This is a genomic window from Cellulomonas triticagri, from assembly GCF_003696205.1.
GTDB classification, from domain to species: Bacteria; Actinomycetota; Actinomycetes; order Actinomycetales; family Cellulomonadaceae; genus Cellulomonas; species Cellulomonas triticagri.
Window position 1 is genome coordinate 1 of record NZ_RFFI01000173.1, and the last position, 5,481, is coordinate 5,481.

Genomic DNA, 5,481 nt, shown 5'->3' on the forward strand with positions numbered 1-5,481 from the left:
CGACCGGACGCGCGCCCTCGGCGTGCACGCCGTGCGTGCCCCGCGTGCCGTGACCCGAGCCCGACGGCGCCGGGTCCAGGACGCCGTCCAGGAGCCCCAGCCGCTTGGCGCCGGCGACGGCGGCAGCCGCGCCGACGGCGACCCAGAGCAGGCGGCTCATCGCCGGCGCCCGGCCCGCAGCCCGGTCAGCGCGCGCCGCACGCCGTACGAGAACGCCGCGACCTTGATCATCGGCCCGCCGACGGTCGCCGCGAACAGCGAGGTCAGCGCGGACGCGTTCTGCGTGATCTGGGCGGCGGACGTCGTGATGGCGTCGACCCGCTCCAGCTGGGTGTTGGTGGACGAGACAGTCGTCGCGGCCTCGTCCAGGATCGGCACGGTGTGCTCGGTGAGCTCCCGCACCGACGTGGTGGTCTCGTCCAGCACCCGCCCGAGCTTGACCAGCGGCACGGCGAGCGCGCCGACCAGCAGCACGAAGGCGATGGCGGCGATGAGGCCCGCGATGTCTCCCAGCATGGCCTGCCCTTCTGCTCGTGGAGGCGGCGTGCGACGCCACCTCGGGGAACCCTACCCGGCGGTGCGTGCGCAGCGGGCGTCGGGGTCGCGGACCCCGCAACGCCGCGACGCCCCGGCACGGGCCCGTGAGGGCGGTGCAGGGGCGTCGCGGTCGTGCTGGGCGCGGGTGCGCTCAGCGGGCGTAGTACTCCACGACCAGCTGGACCTCGCAGGTGATGGGGACCTCGGCGCGCTTCGGGCGACGCACCAGGACGGCCGACAGCTTCTCGAGCTGGACGTCCAGGTAGCCCGGGAGGGCCGGGAGCACGTCGCGGTGGGCGCCGGCGGCGGCCACCTGGAACGGCACGGTGGTCTGCGACTTGGGCTTGACCTGGAGGGTCTGGCCCTCCTTCACGCGGAAGGACGGGCGGTCCACGATCTTGCCGTCGACCAGGATGTGGCGGTGCACGACGACCTGGCGGGCCTGCAGGATGGTGCGGGCGAAGCCGGCGCGGAGCACGAGGGCGTCCAGGCGGGTCTCGAGGTCCTCGACGAGGGCCTCACCGGTCAGGCCCGGGGCCTTGCGGGCGTCCTCGTAGGCGCGGGCGAGCTGCTTCTCGCGCAGCGCGTACTGGGCGCGCAGACGCTGCTTCTCGCGCAGACGCACGGCGTAGTCGGACTCGGTCCGACGACGCGCACGGCCGTGCTCGCCCGGGGGGTAGGGGCGCTTCTCGAAGTGCTTGACGGCCTTGGGCGTCAGCGCGAGGCCGAGGGCGCGGGAGAGGCGCACCTGGCGACGCGCACGGGTCACGTTGCTCATGGATCTTCCTGTCGTTCGTACGGCACACCCGGTCCCGGTGACTCCGGGGCGGGCGTGGGGCCGACCTTCGTGCGTCCTGGGAGGGACGCGGGCTAGGACCCCAGGGGTGGTCGTCCGGCGGTGCCGTCGGCGCGTGGCCGGGCGGCGTCCACCACGGGACGACCGGGTAACACTACCCGTTCGGGGTGCGTCAGACCTAACCGGGCTCCGGCGCCTGGTCGAGCACGGACCGGATGCGTCCCAGCCGCTCGCCGACCTGCCGCTCGTACCCGTTCTCGGTGGGCGCGTAGTAGCGCGTGCCCACGAGGTCGTCCGGCAGGTACTGCTGGGCCGCGACGCCGTGCGGGTGGTCGTGCGCGTACAGGTACCCGGCGCCGTGGCCCAGCGCCTTCGCCCCGGCGTAGTGCGCGTCCCGCAGGTGCGCGGGCACCGGCCCGAGCCGCCCGGCCCGCACGTCGGCGAGCGCGGCGTTGATCCCGTTGTAGGCCGCGTTGGACTTGGGGGCGGTCGCGAGGTGCACCACGGCCTCGGCGAGGATGATCCGGGCCTCCGGCATGCCGATGAGCGCGACGGCCTGCGCCGCGGCGACGGCGGTCTGCAACGCGCTGGGGTCGGCCATGCCGACGTCCTCGGACGCGGAGATGACGATGCGCCGCGCGATGAACCGCGGGTCCTCCCCCGCCGCGATCATCCGCGCCAGGTAGTGCAGCGAGGCGTCGACGTCGGACCCGCGCACCGACTTGATGAACGCGCTGATGACGTCGTAGTGCTGGTCGCCGTCACGGTCGTACCGCACGGCGGCGACGTCGATGGCGCGCTCGGTGGTCGCGAGGTCGACCTCGGCGGGCTCGTCCGGGTCCGGCGGCTCGGCGTCCGGGTCGGCCAGGCGCGCCGCCCGGTCCTCCAGGGCGGCGCCCGCGGCGGCCTCCAGGATGGTCAGCGCCTTGCGCGCGTCCCCGCCAGCGAGCCGCAGCAGGTGCTCCTCGGCCTCCTCGGTCAGGCGCACGGCCCCGCCCAGCCCGCGGTCGTCCGCGACGGCGCGGCGGACCAGCGCCCGCACGTCCTCGGTGCCGAGCGGCTGGAGCGTCAGCAGCAGCGACCGGGACAGCAGCGGGGAGTTCACCGAGAAGCTCGGGTTCTCCGTCGTCGCGGCCACCAGCGTCACCCAGCGGTTCTCGACGCTGGGCAGCAGCGCGTCCTGCTGGGCCTTGGTGAACCGGTGCACCTCGTCGATGAACAGCACCGTCTCCGTGCCGTCCGCCGTGAGCCGCCGCCGGGCGTCCTCGACGACCTGCCGGACGTCCTTGACGCCCGCCGTCACGGCGGACAGCTCCACGAACCGGCGGCCCGACGCCGTCGCCACCAGGTACGCCAGGGTCGTCTTCCCGGTGCCGGGCGGCCCCCACAGCACCACCGAGGACGGGGCCGCGCGCCGGGTGGTATCCCCTGGCGACCCGCCCTCGACCAGCCGCCGCAGCGGCGACCCCGGCACCAGCAGGTGCCCCTGCCCCGCCACCTCGTCCAGCGTGCGCGGTCGCATGCGCACGGCCAGCGGCGCGCCCGCCGTCGGCGCGGGGGTGCCCTGCGCCGTGGAGGACACCGCGTCGAACAGATCCATGCCGCGAGCCTACGGCCGACCACCCACGGTGGTGCGCGAGGGGTGCTCGGCCTGCGATGCTGACCTGCGTGTTCGACAGCCTCGGCCGCACGGTCGCCCGCCACCCCCGCCTGACGGTCCTCGTCTGGGCGCTCGTCGCGGCAGCGTGCCTGCTCCTGGCCCTGGTCGGCGTCGGCGGGCAGAACCTCTTCGACCGGCTGTCCACCGGCGAGCCCTCGGTGCCCGGCTCGGACAGCGCGCGGGCCAGCGAGCTGCTGGCCGAGACCGACACGTCGGGAGCGTCCCTCAGCCTCGTGCTGCAGGGCGTGGACCCCACGACCGAGGGCGTGGCCGAGGCCCTCGCCCCGGCGCGCGAGGACGTCGCCGCGGTCGACGGCGTGCTGACCGTCATCGACCCGTTCGTCCTGCCCGACGGCCCCGCCAACCCCGCCGCCGCGCCGCTGCTGGCGCAGGACGGCGACGGGTTCCTGCTGGTCGCCGAGCTCGACCCGGAGCTGTCCGCCGACGCCGAGGCGGACGCCCTGCGCGAGGTGCAGCGGCACCTGGAGGCCGTCCCGGCCGCGCTGCAGGACGTCGCGCCCGAGGCCACCGGCCTCGTCGGCGGCACCTCGCTCATCGTGTCCGCGATCACGGACCAGGTGAAGCAGGACCTGACCACCGGCGAGGCCATCGCCCTGCCGATCGCGCTGCTCATCATGGTGCTGGTGTTCGGCGGGTTCCTCGCGGCGTCGCTGCCCATGGTCGGCGCACTGGCGTCCATCGCGGGCGGGCTGGGGTCGCTGGTGGCCCTGTCGTACCTCATGGACGACCTGGAGTCGTCCGTCGTCAACGTCGTCACCGTGCTCGGGCTCGGCCTGTCGATCGACTACGGCCTGCTCATCGTGTCCCGGTTCCGCGAGGAGCTCGGCCGCACCCTCGGCGAGGACGAGGGCGCCTCCAGCCGCCGGCGGCGCGGGGACGGTGCGGTGGTCGCGGCGCTCACCACCACGATGCGCACCGCCGGGCGGACCGTCGCGTTCTCGGCGGTGACCGTCGCCATCTCGATCGCCGGGCTGCTGGTGTTCCGGCAGGAGATCCTGCGGGCCTTCGGCGCCGGGTCCGTCGCGGTGATCGTGTTCGCGGTCGCCACCGCGCTCACCCTCGTCCCCGCGCTGCTCGTGCTCAGCGGGCGCCGCCTCGCCCGCCCCAGCCTGCTCTCCCGGGTCCCCGGCGTGCGCGCCCTGCTCGCCCGCACCGCCGACGTGCAGTCGGAGGAGGGGGCGTTCTCCCGCCTCGCCGCGCGCGTGCAGCGCCGCCCCTGGTGGGTCATGGGCGGGTCGCTCGCCGTGCTGCTGGTCCTCGCCACGCCGCTGCTGCACCTGGAGCTGCGCAACTCCACGACCGAGCTGCTGCCGCTGTCCAGCCCGCAGCGCGAGTACGTGGCCGTGCTCGCCGAGCAGTACCCGACCTCCTCCGCCCCGGCGATCCAGGTGGTCGCGCAGACCTCCGCCGCCGAGGCCACCACCGCCGTGCCCGAGATCGAGGCGATCGACGGCGTCACGGCCGTCACCGGCCCCGCCACCCGCGACTCGGTCGTCGTGCTCGGCGTCCGGGTCGACGGCGACCCCGGCGGCGCGGCCGCGCAGGACGTCGTGCACGCGCTGCGCGACCTCGACCTGCCGTTCGACGCCTACGTCGGCGGGCAGGCCGCCAACCAGATCGACTTCACCGACGCCCTGCTCGACCGGGCGCCCTGGGCGCTCGGCATCGTGGCGGTCGCGACGCTGGTGCTGCTGTTCCTCATGACCGGTTCCGTGCTGGTGCCGATCAAGGCGCTGCTCACCAACGTGGTGTCGCTGTCCGCCTCGCTCGGCGTGCTGGTGTGGGTGTTCCAGGACGGGAACCTGTCCGGGCTGCTCGGCTTCGAGCCCACCGGCGGCATCGAGACGTACGTCGTCGCGCTGGTGATCGCGTTCGCGTTCGGGCTCGCGATGGACTACGAGGTGTTCCTGCTGTCCCGCATCAAGGAGCTGCACGACGCGGGCGCCCCCAACGACGTCGCCGTCCGCCTCGGCCTGCAGCGCTCCGGACGGGTCATCACGTCGGCGGCGGCGATCATCATCGCGGTGTTCGCGGGCTTCGTCGCGGGCGAGCTGCTGGTGATCAAGGAGGTCGGGTTCTCGCTGGCCGTCGCCGTGCTGATCGACGCGACCCTGGTGCGGCTGCTGCTGGTCCCGGCCACGATGACCGTCCTGCAGGAGGCCAACTGGTGGGCCCCGGCGTGGCTCAAGCGGGTGCACGCCCGCCTCGCGCTCACCCACTGACAGGCCGCGACGCCAACGGCAGCCGCGTCAGCGGCGCCGGAACGTCGTCAGCCGGTGCCCGGTCCGGAACCCCAAGCGGTGGTAGAGCCGCCGGGCGCCGTCGTTGTCGTCCCACATGCCGAGGGACACCCAGTCCCGCCCGCCCGCGAGCAGCGCCCGCACGGCCCCGGCCGTGAGCGCCGCCCCGAACCCGCGCCCGCGGCCACCCGGGCGCACGCCCAGGCCGTGCAGGTGCGCCGACCCCG

5 protein-coding genes are annotated in these 5,481 nt (G+C 74.9%); 1 reads left to right on the forward strand and 4 read right to left on the reverse strand.

The genetic code is table 11. The annotated features are described in order from the left end of the window. Window positions 1-156: 156 nt before the first annotated feature. From EBM89_RS19250 to EBM89_RS19260, 3 genes are all read right to left on the reverse strand, one after another. Window positions 157-516, reverse strand: a complete 360-nt coding sequence (locus EBM89_RS19250; RefSeq protein ID WP_122151217.1) for a DUF948 domain-containing protein — start codon at window positions 514-516, stop codon at window positions 157-159. A gap of 172 nt (window positions 517-688) precedes the next feature. Next, window positions 689-1,315, reverse strand: a complete 627-nt coding sequence (gene rpsD, locus EBM89_RS19255; protein WP_122151218.1) for a 30S ribosomal protein S4 — start codon at window positions 1,313-1,315, stop codon at window positions 689-691. Between the two features lie 196 nt (window positions 1,316-1,511). Beyond that, entirely contained in the window at window positions 1,512-2,933 is a 1,422-nt protein-coding gene (locus EBM89_RS19260; protein WP_122151219.1) for a replication-associated recombination protein A, read from the reverse strand. Between the two features lie 68 nt (window positions 2,934-3,001). On the opposite strand from EBM89_RS19260, the gene EBM89_RS19265 reads away from it, so the two are divergent. Then, window positions 3,002-5,236, forward strand: a complete 2,235-nt coding sequence (locus EBM89_RS19265) for an MMPL family transporter (protein ID WP_369408675.1) — start codon at window positions 3,002-3,004, stop codon at window positions 5,234-5,236. A gap of 27 nt (window positions 5,237-5,263) precedes the next feature. Here the strand turns inward: EBM89_RS19265 and EBM89_RS19270 are convergent. Then, on the reverse strand, window positions 5,264-5,481 hold a 218-nt coding region (locus EBM89_RS19270; protein WP_122151221.1), incomplete at its 5' end, for a GNAT family N-acetyltransferase.